Raw genomic sequence first — 23338 nt, 5'->3', positions numbered from 1 at the left:
ATGAATGGAACCGAGTAATCAAGTCAATAAACTTCAGGAACAAGCGAACATGATGAATCTTGCGCTTGAGTCCGTACTTACGGAAGAACAAGCGGTCGAGTTGATTCAGGGAAAAATCAGGGACGCTTTTTTGCTGAAAATCCGTATCGATATAGAAAACAGAAGCGGAGCAGTGGTGGCGCTGGTCAGCAAATATAAAAACGACGTAATCGAAATCTTCTCCTTATTTTCCAATTCTTCGTTGATCCGTAAGATTAGAAGTTTCGAGGATTCCGCAGCGTTCGCTTTGGACATGGTCGAAGCGGCCAAGTCAGAACCGTTTGATCCGGGACTTTCCGACAGCATCGGTAGAATCGTTTATTCCAAACTTACGAAAGCGGTTTTGGAATCCTCCTACGCGAACTGGGAAAGAAACGACGCGTCGAGCCTCGTCAATATTCTCGAAAATCAGATTAAAACATCATTAAAAGTGAATATAGTTCGCATCCAAGCGGATGTCGAATACGTTTCCAGCGTGAAGTTTCGCGCGAAGAACGTTTTTTCCGGAATTCTGCCTGCGGTCAATCGCCCGGCCGAAGAACCTTCACTCGGACAAATTCCAGAGACTCAAGAGAAAACTCCGGTTCAAAGACAAATCGACCAATTTCGCAAGCCGTTCGGTAGGGTCGTGCAGGCGAAAACGGTTTTGTCCCCGGTCGGTGGAGTGGATTTCGACGATCTCAACGAAGGCGATAAACTTTTGTTTCAACTTCCAATGGGCACCATGGATGAAAAGGCTATGGCGAAGACTTTGGGCGGTTATGATGACGCGGGAAATCCCAAGAATGTCGTGGGTGAATTTATCGGGATCGCCGCCGGGAAAGGGGAATATCATATCTTTGCTAAGGGGCCTTCGGGGGTTTTGCTTCAAGCCTTTGAAGAGCGGCCGGTTCGTCTCGCAAAGCTGAAAGGTAAATCGGCTCCTGCTACGGCCGCTCCTTCGAAAGTGGAGGCGGGCGGCGGTTCTTTGGGAATGATTATTGTAGCCGGCGTTGTCGTTGTTCTCGGCTTGCTTGTGTTTTTAATCTTAAAATAAAGGAAGTGTGGGAACTCACACGGATTCAGCGCTTTCTCGGTGGAATGTTTCTTTGTAAAACGAAGCGGTGTGGGAACTCACACGGATTCAGCGCTTTCTCGGTGGAATGTTTCTTTGTAAAACGAAGCGGTGTGGGAACTCACACGGATTTAGCGCTTTCTCGGTGGAACGTTTCTTTGTAAAACGAAGCGGTGTGGGAACTCACACGGATTTCAATGAAAACAAAATTCCGATTGAACCAACCTACGAAATGACTAGGTTGACGAGTTTACCCGGAACGTAAATTTCCTTTCGGACGGTTTTGCCTTCCAGGATCCCCCGGATTTTATCCAAATTTTTCGCCATAGAGATCGCGTCGGATTGAGAGACGTCCTTAGGAGCCTTGAATTCATCCCGCAGTTTTCCGTTGATCTGAACCACGATGAGAATTTCGGATTCGACCAAATATTGCGGATCCGCCGTGGGAAACGGTTCATAAGTCAAGGACTCGGTTTTCCCGGTGCGTTTCCAGAGTTCCTCGGCCAAATGAGGTGCAAACGGAGCGACAAGAAGGATAAATGGTTCCAAGATTTTTTTAGGCCGTCTTTCCAAAGGAGTGAATTCGTTCACAAAGATCATCAACTGTGAGATCGCAGTATTGAACGAAAAGTTGGGAATGTCATCGCTCACTTTTTGAATCGTTTTGTGAAGAACCTTCCATTCTTCGACGGTGGGCTCGAGTTCCTCCAAACGGAACGATTCTCCTTCGCCTCCATGAAAAAGTCTCCAAATCCGATTCAAAAAACGGAATACACCTTCGACACCGCGCGTACTCCAAGGTTTTACCATTTCGAGCGGACCCATAAACATTTCGAAAAGACGTAAACTGTCGGCGCCGTATTCTCGGATCACGTCGTCCGGATTGACTACGTTTCCTAAGGACTTAGACATCTTACGTTTGTCCTCACCGAGAATCAAACCCTGGTGCACGAGTTTGGCGAACGGTTCCGCGGTCGAAACGACGCCGATATCGTATAAGAACTTGTGCCAAAAACGGGAATAAAGAAGGTGAAGCACGGCGTGTTCGGAACCGCCCACATACAAATCGACCGGCATCCAATTTTTTTCCAACTCGGGATCACAGAATAATTTTCCGTTTTTAGGATCGATATAACGTAGATAATACCAACACGATCCCGCCCATTGCGGCATCGTGTTGGTTTCGCGCGTTCCGATTTCTCCCGTTTCAGGATCTTTATATTTCAGCCAGTCTTTGGCGAGGGCGAGAGGGGATTCACCCGTTCCGGAAGGTTTGAATTCTTCCAGATCCGGAAGCACTAAAGGAAGCTCCGATTCGGAAATCGGCTTTGTGACTCCGGAAGGATAATGAACCAAAGGAATCGGCTCGCCCCAATATCTTTGCCGTGCGAAAAGCCAATCGCGCAATTTGAATTGAATTTTCTTTTTACCGATACTTTTTTCTTCCGCCCAGCGTATGATCTTCGAGGAAGCGGATGCGTAGTCCAACCCGTCGATGGAAATTTCTTTCGAGGAGGAATTGATACAAACGGATGTTTTGGAATCGAAAGCGGCGTCTCCGATTTCTCCTTGGATCACGGGAATGATTTTCAAATCGAACGCCTTTGCGAATTCGAAGTCGCGTTGGTCGTGTGCGGGAACGGCCATGATCGCACCGGTTCCGTATCCGTATAACACGTAGTCGCTGATCCAAATCGGAATTTCCTGCAAAGGGTTTGCGGGATTGATCGCATACGCACCGGTAAAAACTCCGGTTTTGTCCTTGTTCAACTCCATTCGATCCAAATCACTTTTGAGAGAAGCGGATTTTTGATACGCTTCCACGTTTTGTTTTTGTTCGGCGGTGGTGATCTTTGGTACGATCGGATGCTCCGGAGCCACGACCATATACGTCACACCGAAGATCGTATCCGGTCTCGTGGTAAAAATCCGAATTCCATCTAAATCGGAAATCGGTTGTTTCAGCGGAAAATTGATTTCCAATCCTTCGCTTTTTCCAATCCAGTTTTTCTGCATTTCCAAAGTGGAAGTAGGCCATTGAACCAAGGAAAGATCTTCCAAAAGACGGTCCGCGTACGCGGTGATCCGCATCATATATTGACGCATCGGTTTACGAACGACTTCGTATCCTTTTTCTACCCATTCCTCAACTTCTTCGTTGGCGAGAACGGTTCCCAGAGCTTCGCACCAATTTACCGGAATTTCGGCCTGATATACCAATCTGAAATCGGAAAGAATCTTTTCCTGTTCCGCAGGAGAATAGGAATTCCATTCTGCGGAGCTAAATTGTCTGTAATCCAGGCCTTGGGAACCGTCAGTAGCGAAACGAGCAATCAGGTCCTGGATCGGCGCCGCTTTTTTCCGCTCCGTATCGAACCAGGATTGGTAGAGTTGAATGAAAATCCATTGTGTGAATTTATAATATTCAGGATCCGTCGTGGAAAGTTCTCGGGACCAGTCGTACGACAAACCGATCAGTTTGACCTGACGACGGAAATTATCGATGTTGTTTTTCGTAGTGATTGCCGGATGAATTCCGGTTTGCATTGCATAACGTTCTGCGGGAAGTCCGAATGCATCCCAACCCATGGGATGCAGAACTTCAAAACCTTTCATTCTCTTAAAGCGAGAGAGAATGTCCGTTGCAGTGTATCCTTCCGGATGACCGACGTGAAGTCCTGCGCCGGACGGATAGGGAAACATATCCAAGCAGTAGAATTTGGGTTTGGAAGAGCGGATGTTCGTCTGAAAGCTGTGATTATCTTCCCAGAATTTTTGCCAAAAAGATTCTACTTCCTGAAAGGGATATTGCATTTGGATCCTTACTTTCTTACGGAGTCGATTACCTTGACCAATCTTTGGAAGGTCTTACTCAAACAAGATTTGCAAAGATCGTATTGGTAGAGTTGCGTCACTTTTGCTCTGCATCCTGAGCAAGTCAAAAGATGATTTCCTTTAGCTTCTGTTTGTTTTTCTTCGAGTGCCTGCATTTTGCTCCCAGACTTATCCATGCTGATTGTGTTTATTTACAGAGTGTCAATAAATCCGGAAAGAAACGTGATCCAACAACATCCTTCCCGGCCCGATCGGAGATTACGTTATAAAAATCAGGTTGTTTAGAGTCAAAAAAAATTAGCCGACAGTCGCGGGAAATCGTCGGAATTTTTTTTAAAAAAAGGGAGATCTTTTGTTTTATGTGGAATGCTTTTTTATCTGGACGTTTCCAATGGTTGATAGACAAAAAATTAGAAATTTATTTCTTCGATTGTTTTTATAAGGTTAGGTGAACGATTTGCTACAGGTAAAAAATCTCAATAAGTCCTATTCGATTTCCGGAAAAAAACTCGATGTACTTAAGGACGTTTCTTTTCGGATCGAAGAAGGAGAATTTATCGCGATTATCGGTCCTTCCGGTTCGGGAAAATCCACCTTGCTTGCCATTTCAGCCGGTTTGGACCGTCCCGACGAAGGGGAAGTGATCTTGGACGGAATTCCGCTTTTGGAAAAAGACGAAGACGATCTTGCAAAGTTAAGAGGAGAAAAAATCGGTTTTATCTTTCAGAATTTTCAGTTGATCAAATCGCTCAACGCTCTCGAAAACGTTTCTCTTCCTCTTGTTTTGAATTCCGATTTTGGTTCCGCTCGAATTAAAGAGTTGGCTCTGACTTGGTTAGAAAAAGTTTCGATGAAGGAAAGGGCGTTGAACTTCCCCGGTCAACTTTCCGGAGGAGAAGAACAAAGGATCGCGATCGCACGGTCGTTCATCCACAATCCTAAAATCTTATTCGCAGACGAACCTACCGCAAACCTGGATAAAAAAAACGGAGAGATGGTGATGAACCTTCTTGCCGAATTGAATCAAAAAACCTCCTCCACTTTGATCGTGGTAACACACGATCATTCGGTCGCAGGTCTTGCCGATCGGGTTTTGGAAATGAGCGACGGTAAAATCGTCCGCGAGATCGTCGGCAAAACGAAGTCGAACAAAAAAACTCCGGTCAAAAAGAAGACCGCAAAGAAAAAACGATGAAGTTACGATTTTTCTTTCTTTCCGTCCTACGCGACATTCGATCCAGAAAAAGTTCCGCGTTGCAAATCGTACTGGCGATCGCCATCGGCACCGGTTCCGTTACCGCGATTCACGCGTATAGGGAAGAGTTGAGCCGTTCCATTTTGAAGGAGGCGCGGAATTTGATGGGCGCGGATCTGCTCGTTCAGAGCTCGTCTCCGTTTACGAAAGAACAAAGGGAATTTATGTCCCGAAGCCTTCCATCCGGTTCCGAAACCAGCGAACTCGTGCAGTTTGCTTCGATGCTTCGTAATCCCGAAAACGACGAAACCTCCTTGTCGCTTATCAAAACGATGAAAGGAAAATTCCCGTATTACGGCGAAATCGTCACGGAACCGCCGGGAATTTATCGCGGTTTAAAGGACGGAGAAATCCTTCTCGAGGAAAGTCTGATTCTCAATTTGAAATTGAAGATAGGCGCCTCGGTCGTGTTAGGCGAACGCGAATTCGTATTAAAAGGAAAAGTTTTAAAGGAACCGGGAATCGCAGGAAACTTTCTTTCCATGGCGCCCACTTCGATCATTTCGGGCGTTTCTTTGGCTTCGACGGGATTGGAACAAAGGGGATCGAGAATCAGTTATCTGGTTCCCGTCAAATTGAAGGATCCTTCCGTTTCCGGAAAATATAAAGAGGAAAGTTTCAAAGAGTATATTCAAAAAGACTTAACTCTTTACGATTCGACCGAAACCAACTCCGGATCCAGGAAGTTTCTTACGAACACGTTGGATTTTTTCAGTCTTTTGGGTTTGTCCGCGTTTTTTCTGGGAGGAATTTCGATTCTGCTGGCAAGCCGAGCGGGAATCCGCGAAAAATCCGGAACTCTTGCCGTTCTAAAATGCCTCGGAGCCAGTCCGAATACGGTCAGTCTGATAGTTTTAGGGGAATTGTTTTTCTTTTCCGCTATCGGTTCGGTTTTAGGAATCCTCTTGGGCGCGTTGTTGTTGGGGTGGATTCCCGATCTTGCCGGAGAAGATATACTTTCGTTTCGACCGTCGATAGGCGCTTCTTCCTTTTTTTGGGGAATTCTTATCGGTGTTTTGGTTCCGTTTTTTTCCTCCATTGAATCTTTGGTCGAGATTCGGACGTTAAAACCGATTTTAGCCGTTAAAAACGAGTTTCAAGAGGAAACCAACCGAATCTTTAGATTCAAAATTTCGCAAGTGTTTGCGTATTCGATTTTGTTCGGTTTGTTTTTTCTTCTCGCTTGGTGGGAAACGGAAAGCCCCCTTAAAGGAGCGCTCCTTTGTTCCATTCTGCTGGGGCTCCCGTTGATCGTATTTTTCGTATATTCTGGAATTAGAATATTCCTTTCCGGATTGCGTGATAGGGGAGATCTTTCTCCGTTTTTGCGTTTTGTCCTGGGGAAATTCGACAGACCGGGAACGACCTTGTCTTTGTCCGTCATCGGTTTGACCAGTTCTTTGTTTATTCTTCTTTTGTCGTTGATCGTCAGTGAAAGCCTACTCGAATACAGCGGTTCCAAGGATAAGGAAAGAAGACCGAATGTTTTTGTTTTGGATATCCGCGCCGAACAGAAGGAACATTTTGAGGAAGTTGCGAAAGATTTCGGCGCGGAGAGGATGATCGTTGCGCCCGTGATCGGAGCGAGATTGGCGAAGATCAACGGAGAACCGGTCAAAAAAGAGGAAACCGATTCTTCCGCGTTTCGAAGGGATTGGAGATCTACAGCGAGAACAAGGGAATACTTTCTTTCCTACCGCAACGAGCCGTATCCGACGGAAAAGATCGTAGACGGGGATTTTTGGAGAAAGGGGGAAGAGGATCAGATTTCCATCGAGAAGGAATTTTCCACTCATCTCAAAGTGCAACTAGGGGATAGTCTTACGTTTTCGATCGGAGGAGTGGAGGTCACGGGGATTATCCGCAACTTTAGAGCAGTGAATTGGTCCGATATGCGGCCGAATTTCGTGGTCTTATTTTCCAAAGGAATTTTGGAAAAGGCGCCGGGTTATTATCTGAGTTCTTTGCGAATCGAATCGGAATCCAAACGGTACGAATTACAGAAAAGTCTCGTTTCCAAATACCCTAATTTGACGATCATCGATACGGACAAAGCGGTTCGATCCTTTTTGGGAATTTTGGAAAAAATTTCTTTCACTATTCGTTTGATGACTTGGCTTATTCTCGGCGCCTCTTTGCTTTTGGTTTTGACCGCTTTGAATTCCAGCAGAAAAGAACGAATCGAAGAAACCACTCTTCTTCGAATCATTGGAGGGACTTCCGGTTTTCTAAAGAGAATCTTTTTGTGGGAAGGGATTCTGCTTGGAACGTTTTCTTATTTATTGGCGCTTGTTCTCGCCTGCGTCGCGAACGAGCTGATCAGTGCGCAGATTCTGGAAATTCAACCTTCTCATCCGATTTTTGAATACGGAATTGTTTACCTTTTTACGATCGTAGCGACGAGCACGGTTTATTATTTCAATCTTCAAGGAGAATGGAAAAAACCTCCCGTCAGCTTTATGAAATCGATGTGATTTTTTCGAAACGATTCGCTCGGAATGAAGTGGTCCGTTCAAAATAAAATCGTAAAATCGCCGTCCGGTCTTTGATCGATTCGGTCGTGGCGGGAGCGGTTTTTTTATGAGAGTTTTTTCGAATTTCGACGTTTATTTTTTCTTTACTTCGTGTTCGCTCGTAATCGGGAAGGAACCGTATTCGGTATGGAAACGATATTCTTAAATACCGAAGAAAAAATTCAATCTGCGATGACGGAGAGAAAAAATAGGGTAGTTAGCCTTTTGATTCCGGAATCGTATTTCGTAAAATTATCGAACGAGGATCAAAGGTATCTCGTAAAACGCGTTCCGGAACTTTTGCGAAGATATGCGAAGTTTATGGCCTCTCGAAGTCGGATTAACGATGAAGGAATCACCACGCTTTATCAAAAGAATCAAGGAAAATTAAAAAAATTGAATGTGCGGATGAATACCGGGTTTTGGAGTTTGTTGGGAGTGCTTGCGAATGCACACGGCGTTTCCCGATGTTATCTTTTTAATTTTTTGTTGTTTTTGGATCGGGTCGAAGTCGGGGATTCTATCGCAGAGAGTTTGAATGAAGGAGTTCCTACCTTTCATGATGTTTACAGTTACATCTGGGAGCTCGACCTAATTCACAATACGATAACACGTTTTCTGCGATTTTCCCCAAATCCTATTCATCCGCTCTACGCACATGTACAGTTTCCTTGGGTGATACAAGAGGATAACACGTAAAAACGACCAACAAGAGGATGAAGAGAAAATTTCCGGGTTCGTTCCAAAATCATCCCGAGCAAATCGTTGCTCGAAGCGATTCTCGAAACGAAAAACCGTGCGACTCTTAAAGGAAATTATCTTCTGAGAGAAAGGAAGGGGCTTGTACGGTCGATATTCGATTTCGCCGAGCAGACTTTGTAATTGGAAGCGGAAGGACAAGAGGCTGTTCCACCCACTTTACAACCTCGATCCTGGCACTTTTTTCTATTATCAAACGAGTCGGATCCGACGTAGCGGCAATAGTCTCTACAAAGATCCGACGATCCGCTCGTACATATATAACAGCCGTCGGCGGAAACCGATTGTACGAAAGCTAATAAAAATAAAAAACAAAATGAAACGAGTAAAATCTGAATCTTTTTCATCGTTATTTCCCGGTTCCCGATCTTAGAATCGAGAACTTCTCTGTAAAGGTTAAATTCGAAAACCGCAAACCGATCAGTTCAACATCGGATCTTTCGTGTGTTCCACGAAGTAGCGGTAGATTCCACCTTTGCTTCGTAAGGCTTCCTGCCAAGTGGTTTCCGGATCCTGATTCAAGACGAAATCTTTGGGCGCTTCGTGAACGACCCAGGATTTGCGGATCATCTCCCCTTCGAGTTGCCCCGCTCCCCAACCGGAATACCCCTGATACACGTGAAACTTGGAAGAGGATTCCATCAATTCCAAAAGCGTGTCGAAACTTCTCGCGAGAAACAATCCGGGAATCACTTCGATTCCAGGTTGGGTTATGTTCGCGTTTTCATGAAGAACGGAAATGAACGTGGGATCTACGGGCCCGCCGGAATAGATCGGAAAATTTTTGCTGAGGTGATCGGGAACTCCCTGAATCACGTCTCCGATAAATGCCTCCTGGCGTTTATTCAGAACCAAGCCAAACGCGCCTTGTTCATCGTGTTCGACTATGAGTATCACCGTCCGATTGAAATAATCCATGACGATGGAAGAGTTGGAGATCAATATTTTTCCGTTGTAACTTTCTTCCATAACTTCGGTTCCCGTTTAGACCGATTTACTTCTTGGAAGTTCCGTGAATTTCGGAAAGAATTTTATATGCGATCTCCAAGGTGGAAACGTCGGAGTTTCTGTGAACGATCGGATCGGATTCCTTTCGAATACAACGGATGAAATGTTCGTGTTCCTGTTTTAACGGGTTATCCTTGTGGACGAAAATCTTTTCCACGATGGATTCCTGACGATATTTGATCTCTTCCGACAATAAAAGTATGTCGGAAGTCGCCTGTCTGTGAAGTTCGATTTCCTGATCCGTAAAATCCAGCATAATATAAACGTCTTTTTGGGTGATGTTTAACGTGCGGATTTTCGCTTGAGTGGCACGCGAGGCAGTGATACTCGCAAGACATCCGTTTTCGAATTCCAACAATACATTGGCTATGTCTTCGTGATTGGATTGTACCCTGGTTCCGGAAGCGGAAAGTTTTTTTACTGGAGAATTGACCAGGTTGAGAACGATGTCTATGTCGTGGATCATCATATCCAAAACCACACCGACGTCCTTGATTCTCGGATTGTAAGGAGCTAATCGTCTGGATTCTATTAAAAGCGGGTCTTTTACGATTTTTCCCAATTCGAGAACCGCTCCGTTAAAACGTTCCACGTGCCCGACGAGTAGAACCAGATTTTTATCCGCCGCCATTTTTACGAGGTCTTTCGCTTGTTCTACGGTTTCGGCGATCGGTTTTTCAACTAACACATGTTTGCCGGCATCCAACGCTTTTTTCGCAATTTCGTGATGGAGAAACGTCGGAACGGCGATGACGAGTCCGTCCACCTTGGAGATCAATTCGTCGATTGAAGCGAACGCGGAGGTTTTGTGTTTGTCGGCCATTTGTTTGGCTCGTTCGGTATCAGCGTCGTAAATTCCGACCAAAATCGCATCGTTGAGCGTTTTTGCGACGTTGACGTGGTATTGACCCATGTGTCCGGTTCCGATTACTCCGAGTTTTACTCTTTCTGTCATTTGATTTCCTTTGGTCTTCGACGTCTTCCGCCGGAGGGAAGAAGTATGTTCTAATTTTATAATAAATTAATGTATCGCGCCCGCTTTGCGGGCGCGATACATCGCCCATCGTCTTTATTTCGTGAAAATTTTCCCCTTGGAACCGGGGATATTTTCTCCGGATTCGCGGGCGAATTCCTCGATGAGTTCCTTCTGTCTTCGGTTGATCTTCTTCGGAATTTCGATCTTTACGATCACGTGTTGATCGCCCTTTCCGTAGGCGCCGAGATACGGCATTCCGTGTCCTTTTAGGCGGAATACCTGTCCGGATTCGGTTCCTTCCGGGATCTTCATCTTCGCCTTTTTACCGTCGATCGTAGGCACTTCGATTTCTGCTCCGAGAATCGCCTGTGCTAAAGTGATTTTACGAACGAGAATCAGATCGTTGCCTTGACGTTCGAATAATTCGTGTTTTTTTACGTGGGTTACCACGTACAAATCCCCGTGGGGACCGCCGTTCGGTCCAGCTTCCCCTTCGCCGGTAACCTTCAACCGCGAACCGGTTTCTATTCCCGGAGGAATTTTGATATTGATCGTTCTACGTTTTTCCTGTAATCCTTGTCCGCCGCAGGACTTACACGGATTGGAAATCGTGGTTCCTTTTCCCCTGCAGGTTGGGCAGGTCGTGGCAACGGAAAAAAAACCTTGGGTTCTTCTGATCTGACCCGCTCCTCCACAGTCTGGACAAGTGGTAGGGGAACTTCCCTTTGCGGCTCCGGAACCGTTGCAATCTCCGCAGGTTTCGAGTCTGGGAATTTCGATCTTGTATTCTCGTCCCATCGCGGCGTCTTCGAGGGATACGTCCAAGTTGTAACGAAGATCGGAACCTCTCTGCGGTCCCGATCTTCTTCCTCCGCCAAAACGGCCTCCACCGCCGCCGCCAAAGAAATCACCGAAGATATCCCCGAAGTCTCCGAAGATATCGGAGAAATCCGTGTAAGCTCCTTGCCCGTATCCTCCCGCACCCGCGCCGACTCCAGCCTTGCCGAATTGATCATAGGCTTGTCTTTTTTTCGCGTCGCGCAGAATTTCATACGCTTCCGTCGCTTCTTTAAACTTCTCTTCGGCTTCCTTATCACCCTTGTTTTTGTCGGGATGATATTTGATCGCTAACTTACGATACGCGGATTTGATTTCCTCGTCGCTAGCGCTCTTGGAAACTCCAAGAATATCGTAGTAACTTCTATCGCTCATCGGTTTTTACTTTTTCTCATCATCCACTACGGTATAATCCGCGTCCACGACCTTTTCCCCGTTGTTCGCCGAATTGTCTTCCGCACCGCCTTGTCCGGGACCACCCGCGCCTTGATCTCCACCCGGCGCTCCGCCTTGGGAATAGATCTTGGTCGCGATGTCGGAAGCTATCTTGGAGATGGAAGCCTTTGCGGATTCGATTCTCGCCTTATCGTTACTCTCGATCGCTTCTCTTGCGCGTTTGATTTCGTCTGTAGCGAGTTGTTTTTCGCTCGCTCCGATTTTATCTCCGGCTTCGTTTACGGTTTTTTCGAGAGAATAGGCGAGCGTATCCAATTCGTTCTTCGCTTCGATGACTTCTCTTTGCGCTTTGTCGGCCGCGGCGTGTGCTTCCGCGTCTTTGACCATCTTTTGGATTTCGTCTTCGGACAATCCGGAAGAAGATTCGATGCGGATCTTTTGCTCCTTACCGGTTCCCAGATCTTTCGCGGATACGTGTACAATTCCGTTCGCGTCGATGTCGAAGGTAACTTCGATTTGAGGAACTCCTCTCGGTGCGGGCGGAATTCCGATCAGATCAAACCGTCCGAGCGTTCTGTTTGCGGAAGCCATCTCGCGTTCTCCTTGAAGAACATGGATCGATACCGCGGATTGATTGTCCGCCGCAGTCGAGAACACTTGCGATTTTTTGGTGGGAATCGTTGTGTTTCTTTCGATCAACTTGGTCATCACTCCGCCGAGTGTTTCGATTCCGAGCGAAAGTGGTGTTACGTCCAACAACAGAACGTCGGAAACTTCTCCCGCCAACACACCGCCTTGGATCGCGGCGCCGACCGCAACGACCTCGTCCGGGTTTACGGATTTATTCGGTTCCTTGCCGAAGATCTGTTTTACCAGCTCTTGAACCGCCGGAATCCGGATTGATCCTCCGACCAAAATCACTTCGTCGATTTCGGAAGCCTTGAGGCCCGCGTCGCGAAGCGCGTTCTCGCAGGGAATACGCGTGCGATCCACGAGATTTTTAGTCAACTGATCGAACTTGGCTCTGGAAAGAGTCATATCCAAGTGTTTCGGACCGGATGCATCCGCCGTGATAAACGGAAGATTGATCTGTGTGGACATCGTTCCGGAAAGTTCGATCTTCGCTTTTTCCGCGGCTTCTTTCAGACGTTGTACTGTGTTTTTATCAGCCGAGATGTCGATTCCGGTTTGATTCTTAAACTCGGAAATCATCCATTCCATGATCGCCATGTCGAAGTCGTCCCCTCCGAGATGTGTGTCACCGTTGGTTGACTTCACTTCGAATACTCCGTCGGCCAATTCTAGGATCGATATGTCGAAGGTTCCGCCGCCGAGGTCGTAAACCGCGATTTTGGAATTTACGTTTTTCTTATCGAAACCGTACGCAAGAGCGGCGGCGGTCGGTTCGTTGATAATCCGCTCCACTTCAAGACCTGCGATTCTTCCGGCGTCTTTCGTCGCTTGACGTTGTTCGTCGTTGAAGTATGCAGGAACCGTAATGACCGCCTTGGTCACTTTTTGACCGAGATAGTCTTCCGCGGTTTGTTTCATCTTCATCAGGACGCGTGCGGAAATTTCCTGAGGAGTGAATTCTCCTGCGGAAGTTTCGAACTTAACACCTTCGTTTCCGGAACGGACAACTTTGTACGAAACGTGTTTCATTTCCGATTCGCATTCGCTGAGTCTTCTTCCGATAAACCGTTTTGCGGAACGGACCGTGTTTGCCGCGTTGGTGATCGCTTGGTTTTTGGCGAATTGACCGACCAACGTTTCTCCTTTTGCGGTGAAAGCTACTATGGAAGGGGTTGTTCTGGCTCCTTCCGAGTTTTGAATGACGACCGGGTCCCCGCCCTCCATGACGGAAACGACCGAGTTGGTGGTTCCTAAGTCGATTCCTATGATCTTTTCTTTGGACATGTTGTTCTCCTTTAATACTTCCCTGAGATTCCTAATGACTGCCTACGCTTTGGGTTTTCCGATCCGTACTCTTGCGGGCCGCAACGGAAACTTATCCTCGTTTTCCTTGTAATAATAACCGGGTTGATAGACTTCGATCACGGTTTCTTCCGAGTATTGTTCTCCTTCCTCCGAAGAAAGCGCTTCCATGGACATCGGATCGAAGGATTCTCCCTTCGGATCGAATCGAAATACATTCGATTTTTCTAATACAGAGTAGAGTTCCTTGAGGATCATTCCTACTCCGTCCACGAACGGTTTCAATTCCTCGGTTGCGGGGGCGCTCGCTCCCACCCGTTCGAGGTTGTCGATCGGATTTAAAAACCCCGAAATGAGGGATTTCACCGCTTCCTTTCGGATGGACGTAAACTCCTGCGCGGATCTGCGTTTGAAGTTTTGAAACTCCGCGCGTTCCCTCGCCCAGGAATCCTTGAGGGTTTCGATTTCCTTTTTGGCCGCTCCGAGTTCGTCGGTTTGGGAAGTCGTTTCCTGGGCGGGCGCTTCCGTTTGCGGTTCTGTGGTTTGTGCGGTTTCTTCCGGATTCATTGCTTCTGTATTCATTTCCTTTGTTGCTGTTTGAGAATTTTTTCCGTCGGCCTTTTTTTCCTTCGAAGTTTCTTGTTTCGAGTTCGACGATTCGGCCATACAGTCTCTCCTTTTTTATTTACTGATGCGAGTCACCATTTCCGATACGAGTTTCGAGGTGAAATCCACCAAAGGCAGGGCTCGATTGTAGTCCATTCTCTGCGGACCAATGATGCCTAACGCGCCGATTTTCTTTTCTCCCATTTTGTAGTTGGAAGTGATAATCGAAACCCCCGACATAAACTGATCGCCGTCCTTTCCGATGATCGTATAAACGCCGTCTTGATCGATGTATTCCGAAAAGAATCCGCGCAAAAATCCCTGATCGTCCAAAAGCGAAAGTACTTGGGAAAATTGTTCCTCTTCGTCCTTGAAATTGGAATAAAGATTTTTGAATCCGTCGATGTACAAAGATACTTCAGAATTATCCGGGGTCATCGCCGACGAGATCAAAGGGGCGATTCTTGTAAATTCTTCCGGCCCGTCCCGACGGACGCTCAGTTTCGGTATAACTACATTCTGAATTTCGTATATATCATATCCTTTCAAATTCTCGTTGAGATATTTCGAAATCTGATAGAGAGATTCCTGCGAGTAATTGCGATCCAGGAATATGTTTCTGTGAAGTACCGTTCCGGATCTCATTACGAGAATCATCAGAATTTCGTCTCCGTGCACGTGAATCAATTCGACGTGTTTGAGAGTGTCCAAGTTTCTCGCCGGACCGATTACGATTCCCGCCGCGTTCGAAAGCGAGGAAAGTACCGACGCGGTCGCTTTTAGAATCTGATCCAGTTTGAATTGCATCTTCAGGTATTCTTCCTGAATCCTTTGCTTTTCTTTGATCGTGAGTTCGTAAAGGATTACGAGTGAATCCACGTAAAATCGATATCCGCGTTCCGTCGGAATTCTTCCTCCCGAGGTATGTCGGGAAGCCAGATAGCCGTAGTCTTCCAAATCCTTGAGGACGGACCGAATCGAAGCCGGCGAAAGGCCGATATCGTGTTTGTCATACAGGGTTTTGGAACCTACGGGTCGGTTTTCCTGAATGAACTCGTCCACAAGGGCTTTCAGAATTCGTTTGTGACGTTCTGTGAGATCCATCGTTCTTTTTTGGCACTCTGAATGTTAGAGTGCTAAGTTATACAATAAGTTTCCCGATATCGAGAAAAATTGTCAAGGAAGAAAGTGGATATGGGTCGATCGGAATGGGAATTTCTCCATTTTTTTGGCAATCTCAGGGGGTAGAGTGCCGAAGAATTGTGGGAACTCATACGTTGTGGCTGATTTCAAAGTCAGATTTCGTTGTTCTAAGAATTGTGGGAACTCATACGTTTTCGCGGGTCTGCGGTTTCCTTCTCTCGAGAATACGAAAATTGCGGGAACTCCTCCGATTCCTCGGCAGGTTTATGAGCTTTCGAGAAAATCCGAGAAAAAATTTGCAAACCCGGTTCCGATCCTCCAATTTAGACTTCCTGTTGATAGACCGGCCAGGCCCCAAGCCCGACGGAAATGGCTTCGATTCTCCCGTTGAAAGTGCGATTTTGCGAACAAAATCCGGATGTGTACATTGGTCGGAGATTGTTGGTACTACAAAGTGTGCGGGAACTCACACGCCTCGCAAGATTCACAGAAAAATTAGCGTTGGCCTACCCTTTACCAACACGATTCCGTTAAAACAGAGAAAGTCTCTTATGTGAAACGGGTTCGGCAAATTCTTAGAAAAGAAAATCTCCCTTTCTCCTACCAAAACAGGACTTTTCGAAATCCGGTTTTTGGACGATCTTATCCAAGAAGAATGAAATCCCGCAAAACCAGACTTACGATCCTATTTTCCTTTCTTTGTCTCCTTTTTTGTATTTTGATCGGCCGGGTGATTTTTCTCACTTTCTTAAACGAGCGCGAGACGGTTCTCAAAACAGGGGACCGGATCATGCGCGGGGCGATCTATGATCGCCGGGGGATCGAACTTGCGATGACCGTAGATTCGGCGACGATCGGAATTTATCCCGCCAATATCTACGACCCCACGTTTACCGCGGTCCAACTCGCGCCGTATCTCGACCTGTCTCCGGATAAAATCGAAGCGATGATCCGAGAAAAGAGCCGTTACTTTCTTCTCAAACGAGAAATCGACGAATCGCTCGGAAATAAGATCATGGATCTTTCCCTTCCCGGAGTCAGAAGGGAAAAAGAATACAAACGCGTTTATCCGCACGGAACCCTCGCCTCCAGCCTCGTGGGGTTTACGGGAATGGACGATGACCGGGCCCTTTCCGGATTGGAAGTACAATACAATCAGGAACTGATGACCTCGACGGAATCGGATTCGTCCCGGGGAAGCAATCTTCATCTTACGATCGACGGACTCATCCAATACAAACTCGAGAAGGCCTTGGGAAAACGATTCGAGGAAACCGGATCCAAAAAGGCGATCGGAATTTTGATGGAAATCAACACCGGAAAAATTCTCGCCTCGGCATCCTTTCCCGCCTTCGATCCCAATCAATACAACGAATCGGGAGAGGATTCCCACACCAACTGGGCGATTCGTCACGTTTACGAGCCGGGTTCCACTATGAAAATATTCCTCGCCTCGATCTTATATAACGAAAACCTAATACGTTCCGACGAAAAGTTTCATTGTCCCGGTTACGTCGAACTCGGAAAAACCAGGATCAAATGTACGGAAGCGCACGGTCATCTCAATCTGGAGGAGATACTTCAGTATTCCTGCAACGTAGGAATCATCAAGGCGACACAAAGAATTCCCGAATCGCTGCTTTACGATTATATGAAGAAGTTCCAATTCGGAGAAAAAACCGGATTTCTTCCGAACGAATCCGCGGGTTATTTTCCTCCTCTGAAAAAATGGACGCCCGCCACTTCCATGTTTATGGCGATCGGCCAGGGAGTTTCGGTCACACCGATTCAACTCGTCGCCTCCGCTGCTTCGGTCGTAAACGGGGGAAGGATGCTGACTCCGAGAGTGGTTTCCCACTTGAGCGATTCTTACGGAGAAATATTACACGAATTTAAAACGCAGGAAACTCCGATCGGAATCCGCGATTATACGACCGATCGATTGATCCGAGCGATGACGAGGGTGGTTCAATCCGGAACCGGAAAAAACGCCTACATTCAGGAATATTCGATCGCTGGAAAAACGGGAACCGGACAAAAGGCGGTTTCCGGAAAAGGGTATGTCGAAGGTTTGTGGTCCGCTTCCTTTCTCGGTTTTTTCCCTGCGGAAAAACCCAAGATCGTCGGTTTGATTCTGTTCGACGAACCGCAGGGAGGGACACATTCGGGAGGAGGTTTGGCCGCTCCGGTTTTTAAGGAAGTCGTGGAAAACATCATTCCCATCATCGAACAAGGTGAAAAAACCGTGGACGTTTCCCTCAAAAGGTTCCAACGGAAAAACCTCAAATCGAGTGCGGGAGAAATTCCGGATCTGATCGGCAAAAGCAAACGCGAATCGCTGGAAATCCTCGCTCCATTGGGAATCCCCGTAAAATTCCACGGCAGCGGATTCTGTTATCGTCAGGAACCGTCTCCCGGAAACAAACTCGGCGACGATCGTTTGAACTTATATTTTAAGTAATTGGAATATTCCATATTTATGAATCCGTCCGCCGACGAATCCCTGTTACAAAAAAATCTTCGTGCCCTCGAAACGGTCGCTGGCGAAGATACTACGCTAAAGGACGATTTTCGGGGAAGGGAAGTTCGAGGAAAAACCTACGGTATCGCGGAAAGGATCGAAACCGCGGAAAACGAAAGCGTCTTGGAAGTCCGGATTTCAAAAACGGGGCTTCCGGTTTTGGAAGCGGACGGAATATATCTTCACAGCAGAATGGATCCGATCGTCGAAGCGAAACGCCTTTTGGAAGGACTCAAAAAAGAGGACGAGGAAAGGGTTTTCCTTTTTTTCGGAGCGGGTCTCGGTTACGGAATTCAGGAAAGTTTAAAGTATAAAAACACGACCGTTGTTTGGATGGAAGCGAGGCCCGCGGTTCTACGTTATGCGCTTTCTTACTTCGACTATTCTTCTTTTTTGATTTCGGGAAAACTTAGGATTCTTCTGACTCCGTTGAACGAGCCGGAACTTTATTCCGCCTTTAAAGGAATCTCCGGATTTCCGGTGAGTTTTATTCCGCATCGGGGAAGTTATCAATGGAAAAAGGAAGAATACGAGGAGCTTCGTTTTATCTCGGAAAGTTTTTTCCATAAAAAGGACGTAAATCTTTCCACCTTGACCCGTTTCGAAAGAATATGGACGCGTAACTTCGTACATAATCTTCCCGAGATCTCCGATATGAAACCGGTTCGGAATCTTTTCGGAATTTGTGAAGGAACGGCGGACGTTCTCGTGTGCGGAGCGGGGCCTTCCTTGTCGGATTCCTTAGAAGACATCAAACGATATCGCGATCGTTTCGTTTTGATCGCCGTCGATACCGCGTTGACGGTGTTGTGGAAGGCGGGGATCGATCCGGATCTGACGTACTCGGTGGATCCGCAGGCCCTCAATTCCAAATATCTGGAAGGTTACGAAGGGGAGGCGAGGATCGTATTCGATCCGACGTCTTCGTATCATACGTTGCGGCTTCCGGGAAATTTCAAAAAAGGATATTATACTTCTTCTCCGTTTCCGTTGATTCGTATTCTTTCTAAAATTCCGGAAGAGGAAATCGGAGCGGTCGATTTCGGAGGATCGGTTTCGACGAATGCGGTCAGTCTCGCCGAAAAGATGAAGGCGAGAAATCTGTTGCTCGTCGGACAGGATCTTTCCTTTCCTTCGAAACTGGCGCACTGTAAGGGTGCGGTTTTGGAGGAACGCCTCAATCATCTCGAATCCAGAAAATTCAGAAGGGAATATCACAACCATAAACAGATGACCGCGCTTCCCGCGAAATACACTACTTCTTTGAACGGAGGAAGTCTGCGAACCAACGAAAAACTTCTGATCTTTAAAAAATGGTTCGAGGAACATCCCAAACGGATCGCGTGGTTCAATCTCGGAAAGGAAGGGGCGAGGTTGGAAGGAATCCCGAACGTCTCCGCCGATCAATACATTCAAAAAAATGAATTCGATTTACGATTCGTCCAATCCGTTCGGGATCGGATTCGGGCGATAGCCGATTCATCGGAAACCGAACCGCAAGACCGTTCCGAAGAAAATCGTTTCGGCGCGATTCTCGACGAATTGCTGGCCCTTTCCCGAGAACTCAAAGCGTTTTCCGAAAAGGTTGCGAAAGGAAGAATCCTCTCCGATCGTCTTTATGCGCAGGTCAAAGCGGAGGATCGTTTTAAGGATCAGATTCTGAAAAACCTAAAAGAAATGGACACGATCGACGAAGAGGTTTCCTCCCGAAAAGGTTTGACCGAAATTTTAGGAATGAGCATTCAAAGGACGGTCCTTATGATCACCGAAGGTTACGAAGGCGGTTTGACTTTGGAGGAAAAGAAAAACGAACGACTTGGGATCGCCAAAAAAAGTCTGCTTCTTTACCAAGGCCTGGAAGAGGCTTGTAAACTTCACTCCAAACTCATCGGAAAAACGATCGAAAGGATGCGGGCAAAATCCTGATTCCGCTCCGTTTCGGCCTCCGGGATTTAATTTAAAAAGTATAATATTATAAATTTATAATACAATTGTCGTGATCGAAACGGCGTTTCTTGTGGATTTTGAGGCCGCGTTTTATGAGGATTTTAACCGCGCCCCTTGTGAGGACGCGTTTTGTTGGGTCGGTTTTCGAAGGATTCACCCCTAAGTCCGGCCGTTTTCGATTTGGATCGTCCGATCTGAATCGTCAAATCGTTGTTCAACGAAAAAAAATCCTCATGGCCCGTAGAGATATTCCACTACGAAACCTTCCCCTCCGTATAGGAGAAAATTGGATCTTCTCCAAGCGGCTCTTTCCTCTGGATTGTTCCCCATCCCATTTTGGCCTACCGGATCGTAGAACAAATTCGAAACGTGGGAAGCGTCGTTTACGAAAAGTCCCGCCCCGGTTCCCGTTACGTAAAAATCGATTTTGTCGGTTTCCGTGGCGGTAAACGGAACAATCAACGCCGCTCCGTCGATTTCGGTGTCGTTCGCTCCGTCTATGAAAAACTCCAAGTAGGCGAAGTATTCCTTACCGGGAACGGTACGAAACGTGGGAACTCCCTCCGTAATCGTGACTGGTGCGATGTCTCCTGCGAAACCGCTTTGTTCCCTCACATAAACCAACAAACCTCCGCCGACCATCGTCCCGTCACCGATCAGTCGAATGGCCGTATGTCCGTCCGAAGAATTGGTTTCGTTGGTAGGATTGGTCGGAGTTTTTCCGGCATCGGTTTCCCTTGTCGTAAGACCGCCGTTGCGATTTAAGTCGTTTTGGACTTTTACGACGCTTGTGCTCGTTCCCAAAAGAGCCAAAAATTCGGTCGTAGAAGTTTCGTTTTTCTCCGTGTTACATTGAATCAGCAGGAGCGAAAACGCTAACGCGAGAACGCCGGGAATCATTCGGTCGGAAGTTTTGATTTTTGTTTTTGTGGAATCTGTCATTTTTTACTGAATCTCAATCTTTTGTTTTTAGGGAATCGAAGAGCGCCAAGAACTCCCTCGTTGAACAAAAATAATTTTCCAAAACGAAGGATTCGAAAGCGGCAAACCGGATGAATTCTTTTAAAAAATAAACCGCCTATGCGATTTTTGATGAAAGGAATTCAATTTTATCTCCTATCTTAAAAACAAGGGCAAACTTCCTTTTTTCCCGAAAATGAAAGTTTGCCAAAATTTTTTCTTTTTTGGATTGACAAAAATTGTGCGGCGCAATACAAAAGGATTGTGCGATGCACAACGAATCTCAAGGAGAAAAATCGAATGGAAAAGCAAATTCTAGATGTTCTGAATGCGGGTCTTGGACTCATCAAAGCTGGTCAAGAAGGTCTGGGCAAAGCGAAAGCTGATCTCGAAAAAACCTATTTGGAGCTGGTTACAAAAGGAGCTTCCGACAATTCCGAAGCGACCGTAAAAATCCGCGAAACCGTTGATAAAGTAATCAACGACATCAAGGAAGTGACTTCCGTTGCAGGAAAGAATTACGAAGAAACCAGATCTAAGATCATCGAGAACTACAACAAAATCACCGATGAGATCAAAAACAAAATCCCTGAAGGTCAAATCGAAGCTGTAAAAGCTAAAATCAACGAAGTGGCTGAAGCGATCAAAAATACCACTTCCGGAAAAACTCCCGCTTCTAAATAAGATCGAGTTACTTTCCCTCTCGGGCGGGATCGAAAACCCGCCTGAACCCTTTCTTCCCCTTCCTTTCTCTTGACAATCCCTCCCGATTTCATAAACTTTTCGTCCTATGGAACCTTTGTACCGCCGCGGAAGTTCGACCGCGCTCAAACGAATTTTCATCTGCATTCTTCTGCTCGTTTCGTTTCAGGCGACGTTTTCCCAAAACATCACTCCCGCTTCCGCCCCGTCTTCGGAAACGAAGGAATCGAATTCCCAAGGGAAAGATGAAGTCGAGGATAAATCCCCGTCCCAAAAAGAAATTCGAGGAAAGAGAAAGTTTTTTTTCGGAGGAGGTTTTTTCAAAGGATACGGCTCCGGAATCGTAGGCTGGAACGTTTGGGAAAAAGTCGCGATCGGTCTTCAATACTACCAAAACTCGTACGTGATCAACGGCGATTTCGACAGTCGTTACGCTTATTTCGTCCAATACGCGGCGGCAAGACAATCCGATCGGGAATGGAAGAACGCGGGAGGAGGTGTGTTCTTGAATTATTTTTTGGCGGATTCCTCCTTATACATTCCGATTCATGTCGGAGCGGAATACTTCCGTCAAACCGTTTACGATCAGTTCGTGGATCTGCGCGGTCCTTCTTCGTATCGCTCGGAGCGCATCCATTTGGATTACGGACCGAGATACTACGTCGGAACCGGTATCGGTTTTAGACATCAGTTGGAATCCGGATTCTTTTTCGGTTTCGAAGTTGTGGTTCGAACCTTCGGCCGTTACCACAAAAACGTTACGGTTCAATCCTTGGAATATGCGGACCATTCTGCCACGGTTTCGGACTATTGGATCCGTAAAGAGGAAATCAAACGGGATCACGGTGGAAAGGTTTCCGACGCGGGTTTCGATTTTGCTGTGGGTTTGTCTCTGTGACCGGACTCGGCGTAGAAACGGTTTGAAGCGCCTCTTCGGAAAAACAATACGTTCCATTTTTTGAATATTTAAAAAATATAATATGATTGAGAAAGTTCGAGGCCCTAAAAACCTGAAACGCCCTTTGGTGTTCGCGCATCGGGGAGCCAGCGGGGAATATCCGGAAAACACAAGGATCGCGTTCAAAAAGGCGATTTCGAGTCGAGCGGATCTGATCGAACTGGACGTCACCCTTTCGGCAGACAGAAAGGTCGTGGTCATTCACGACGACGACCTCGATCGAACGACTCGATTGGTGGGCAACGTGCGCGATTTCGAATCGGAAATTCTACGCGAACTCGACGCCGGTTCCTGGTTTTCCCGTAAATTTAAGAAAGAAACGATTCCTTTTTTAAAGGACGTACTGGATATGATCCGTAAATCGGAAACGGATTTAAACGTGGAAATCAAATCGACCGCGATGGACGATGTCGTTTCCGGAAATTCCATAGAATCGCTCGTGCTCGATCTGATTCGCCGGGTCGAACTTAGGAAACGAATTCTGATTTCCTCCTTTTCTTGGAAATGTTTGGAACGGATCCGTACGATCGATCCCGAAATCAAATTGGGAGTTTTGGTCGGAGAGGAAAGCGGGTCCGTCGATGAAGCGATCGGATTCGCGGAAAAAGTCGGCGCGTGGAGCGTTCATCCCTCGGTGTCCGAGGCTTCGAAGGAAAATTTGGAGAAAATCTCCGCAAAGAATTTACTGGGAGTCGTTTATACGGTCAACGAAACCGCCGATATGCGAACGTTTTTGGATCGCGGTGCGGACGGGCTTTTTACGAACTTCCCGGATCGGATGAGGAAATTATTACGAAAAGAATATTAGGATTTCGGATTATTACGAAACGTAACCGTTTCGTAATAATCGTCCAACGGGAAACATTCAAAGTCGATACGGTCAGATTTTTATAA

The 23338-nt window shown here is 46.6% G+C and carries 19 protein-coding genes; 9 read left to right on the top strand and 10 right to left on the bottom strand.

Features of this window, described 5'->3' with window-relative positions:
• Nucleotides 1-4: 4 nt before the first annotated feature.
• Nucleotides 5-1075 carry an LIC10486 family protein gene (locus EHQ17_RS11840; RefSeq protein WP_135590853.1) on the top strand — a complete coding sequence of 357 codons (1071 nt, stop codon included), beginning with the start codon at nucleotides 5-7 and terminating at the stop codon, nucleotides 1073-1075.
• Between the two features lie 243 nt (nucleotides 1076-1318).
• Here EHQ17_RS11840 and leuS read toward each other — a convergent pair whose 3' ends face one another.
• Nucleotides 1319-3907 (bottom strand): leucine--tRNA ligase, encoded by a 2589-nt coding sequence (gene leuS, locus EHQ17_RS11835; RefSeq protein ID WP_135590852.1) that lies wholly within the window; start codon nucleotides 3905-3907, stop codon nucleotides 1319-1321.
• Nucleotides 3908-3915: 8 nt separating this feature from the next.
• Nucleotides 3916-4083 carry a hypothetical protein gene (locus tag EHQ17_RS19815; RefSeq protein WP_167881190.1) on the bottom strand — a complete coding sequence of 56 codons (168 nt, stop codon included), beginning with the start codon at nucleotides 4081-4083 and terminating at the stop codon, nucleotides 3916-3918.
• Nucleotides 4084-4385: 302 nt separating this feature from the next.
• Here EHQ17_RS19815 and EHQ17_RS11830 point away from each other — a divergent pair, with 302 nt between their 5' ends.
• The 3 genes from EHQ17_RS11830 to EHQ17_RS11820 all read left to right on the top strand — a co-directional run bounded on the left by EHQ17_RS11830 (nucleotide 4386) and on the right by EHQ17_RS11820 (nucleotide 8395).
• Nucleotides 4386-5123 (top strand): ABC transporter ATP-binding protein, encoded by a 738-nt coding sequence (locus EHQ17_RS11830; RefSeq protein ID WP_135590851.1) that lies wholly within the window; start codon nucleotides 4386-4388, stop codon nucleotides 5121-5123.
• Nucleotides 5120-7657 (top strand): ABC transporter permease, encoded by a 2538-nt coding sequence (locus EHQ17_RS11825; protein ID WP_135590850.1) that lies wholly within the window; start codon nucleotides 5120-5122, stop codon nucleotides 7655-7657. The genes EHQ17_RS11830 and EHQ17_RS11825 overlap by 4 nt, the downstream gene beginning before the upstream one ends.
• 186 nt (nucleotides 7658-7843) lie before the next feature.
• Nucleotides 7844-8395 (top strand): DUF1564 domain-containing protein, encoded by a 552-nt coding sequence (locus EHQ17_RS11820; RefSeq protein ID WP_135590849.1) that lies wholly within the window; start codon nucleotides 7844-7846, stop codon nucleotides 8393-8395.
• 116 nt (nucleotides 8396-8511) lie between these two features.
• Here EHQ17_RS11820 and EHQ17_RS11815 read toward each other — a convergent pair whose 3' ends face one another.
• The 7 genes from EHQ17_RS11815 to hrcA all read right to left on the bottom strand — a co-directional run bounded on the left by EHQ17_RS11815 (nucleotide 8512) and on the right by hrcA (nucleotide 15317).
• Entirely contained in the window at nucleotides 8512-8802 is a 291-nt protein-coding gene (locus EHQ17_RS11815) for a hypothetical protein (RefSeq protein ID WP_135590848.1), read from the bottom strand.
• Nucleotides 8803-8875: 73 nt separating this feature from the next.
• Nucleotides 8876-9424, bottom strand: coding sequence for a YqgE/AlgH family protein (locus tag EHQ17_RS11810; protein ID WP_135590847.1), 549 nt, complete (start codon nucleotides 9422-9424; stop codon nucleotides 8876-8878).
• Between the two features lie 25 nt (nucleotides 9425-9449).
• On the bottom strand, nucleotides 9450-10418 hold the full coding sequence (locus EHQ17_RS11805) for a Gfo/Idh/MocA family protein (protein WP_135589977.1): 969 nt from the start codon (nucleotides 10416-10418) through the stop codon (nucleotides 9450-9452).
• A gap of 114 nt (nucleotides 10419-10532) precedes the next feature.
• Complete coding sequence (gene dnaJ / locus EHQ17_RS11800; RefSeq protein WP_135591366.1) at nucleotides 10533-11651, bottom strand: molecular chaperone DnaJ; 1119 nt, start codon at nucleotides 11649-11651, stop codon at nucleotides 10533-10535.
• A 6-nt stretch (nucleotides 11652-11657) separates the two neighbouring features.
• On the bottom strand, nucleotides 11658-13589 hold the full coding sequence (gene dnaK, locus EHQ17_RS11795; protein WP_135591368.1) for a molecular chaperone DnaK: 1932 nt from the start codon (nucleotides 13587-13589) through the stop codon (nucleotides 11658-11660).
• A 42-nt stretch (nucleotides 13590-13631) separates the two neighbouring features.
• Entirely contained in the window at nucleotides 13632-14273 is a 642-nt protein-coding gene (gene grpE, locus EHQ17_RS11790) for a nucleotide exchange factor GrpE (protein WP_135591370.1), read from the bottom strand.
• Nucleotides 14274-14288: 15 nt separating this feature from the next.
• Nucleotides 14289-15317 carry a heat-inducible transcriptional repressor HrcA gene (hrcA, locus tag EHQ17_RS11785; protein ID WP_135591372.1) on the bottom strand — a complete coding sequence of 343 codons (1029 nt, stop codon included), beginning with the start codon at nucleotides 15315-15317 and terminating at the stop codon, nucleotides 14289-14291.
• A 694-nt stretch (nucleotides 15318-16011) separates the two neighbouring features.
• On the opposite strand from hrcA, the gene EHQ17_RS11780 reads away from it, so the two are divergent.
• On the top strand, nucleotides 16012-17817 hold the full coding sequence (locus EHQ17_RS11780) for a penicillin-binding protein (protein ID WP_135591374.1): 1806 nt from the start codon (nucleotides 16012-16014) through the stop codon (nucleotides 17815-17817).
• Nucleotides 17818-17835: 18 nt separating this feature from the next.
• Nucleotides 17836-19803: a motility associated factor glycosyltransferase family protein gene (locus EHQ17_RS11775; protein WP_135591375.1), complete on the top strand. Its 1968-nt coding sequence runs from the start codon at nucleotides 17836-17838 to the stop codon at nucleotides 19801-19803.
• Between the two features lie 252 nt (nucleotides 19804-20055).
• On the opposite strand, the gene EHQ17_RS11770 is transcribed toward EHQ17_RS11775, so the two are convergent.
• Complete coding sequence (locus EHQ17_RS11770; protein ID WP_135591377.1) at nucleotides 20056-20766, bottom strand: hypothetical protein; 711 nt, start codon at nucleotides 20764-20766, stop codon at nucleotides 20056-20058.
• 318 nt (nucleotides 20767-21084) lie between these two features.
• Between EHQ17_RS11770 and EHQ17_RS11765 the strand changes: the two genes are divergently transcribed.
• The 3 genes from EHQ17_RS11765 (at nucleotide 21085) to EHQ17_RS11755 (ending at nucleotide 23252) form a co-directional block, all read left to right on the top strand.
• Nucleotides 21085-21468: a phasin-related domain-containing protein gene (locus EHQ17_RS11765; RefSeq protein WP_135591379.1), complete on the top strand. Its 384-nt coding sequence runs from the start codon at nucleotides 21085-21087 to the stop codon at nucleotides 21466-21468.
• Between the two features lie 106 nt (nucleotides 21469-21574).
• Nucleotides 21575-22384, top strand: a complete 810-nt coding sequence (locus EHQ17_RS11760) for a hypothetical protein (protein ID WP_135591381.1) — start codon at nucleotides 21575-21577, stop codon at nucleotides 22382-22384.
• An 82-nt stretch (nucleotides 22385-22466) separates the two neighbouring features.
• Entirely contained in the window at nucleotides 22467-23252 is a 786-nt protein-coding gene (locus EHQ17_RS11755) for a glycerophosphodiester phosphodiesterase (protein ID WP_135591383.1), read from the top strand.
• The last annotated feature ends 86 nt before the right edge of the window (nucleotides 23253-23338 follow it).

This window comes from Leptospira gomenensis, assembly GCF_004770155.1.
Taxonomy (GTDB): Bacteria; Spirochaetota; Leptospiria; order Leptospirales; family Leptospiraceae; genus Leptospira; species Leptospira gomenensis.
This window is presented reverse-complemented; position numbering and strand designations above follow the sequence as displayed.